Annotated in this window: 1 protein-coding gene; it reads right to left on the bottom strand. The window is 24.4% G+C overall.

Features of this window, described 5'->3' with window-relative positions; translation table 4 throughout:
* Nucleotides 1-1,014, bottom strand: a 1,014-nt coding sequence (locus C4B24_RS05085; protein WP_168388380.1) for a hypothetical protein, incomplete at both ends; no start/stop codon positions are given.

Here is a 1,014-nt window from a genome sequence, read left to right as displayed (position 1 = left end):
TATTGAAACTTTTCATTTGTATTTTATTAATTTCTGCTTTTTTAGAATACGGAATTCACCTATTGTTCAAAATATATTCAATAATTTTGTTTATATCAATCTTTTCTTTTAAAAATTGATCTATTTTTTTATGATATTTCGCATTTCCTTGCGATAGTTCTATAATTTTTTTAAATGTATTTTTACACAACTTTAAATTTTCAGCATTTTTAGCAACATTTTGGTGGATTCCATCATATATATCTTCTTTGAAATCTTCCCATTCATTAAGGTGCTCTTTGAACTTTATATAGTAATTAGAAAATTGATTGGCTTGCATAGAAATCACTTCATCATCACTTAAATATAAATTATTCAACATTTCTTTCGATTCAAATATTCATCGATTTAATTTTATTACATTTTTCCTTGACTTAACTTTCCTCGCAAAAAGCAAATCACGCTCTAAAATTTCCGCGGAAAAATTAACCGGTTCATAATAGGAATTATTGATTGCAGCATTATTATGCTTAACTAGTTTATCTCATATTCTTTGTTTATTTCCAAAAATATAAAGATTGGTTCGTTTTTTATCTAATTTACCATACAACTCTTCTTGCACTTTTTCAAATATCAATTCTTTTCCTGTCAAGTTCAATCTTTCAAATAAATTTATTACTAAGTTATTACTTGCACTTAAGTTAATTAAATCAAACTTTTGAATTTCTCCTAATAAATGTTTGGGTTCATTCTTTTCGATTAGTGAATTTATAATGTTGTTAGAGGCTCATGTTCATTCAATATTTTTTATTTGTGAATTTATAGAATTTATTAATTTCACTATTGATTCTTCTGGATATGTTGAATCTATTACACTTGAAATTATCACTAATAATTTTTCTTTGATATTGTCTGGATACTCCTTATTTATGAAATCAATTATTTGAGAAAATTCTTGCACAGTAATTTTTTCTTCTTTAAAATCTTCAACTATACTACTAAATATTTCTTGGTCAATACTCTTGTTTAATCCTT

It is taken from the genome of Mycoplasma marinum, from assembly GCF_004335975.1.
GTDB classification, from domain to species: Bacteria; Bacillota_I; Bacilli_A; order Mycoplasmatales; family Metamycoplasmataceae; genus Mycoplasma_K; species Mycoplasma_K marinum.
The sequence above is the reverse complement of the archived record's forward strand: the minus strand, read 5'-3'. Positions and strand labels throughout refer to the sequence as shown.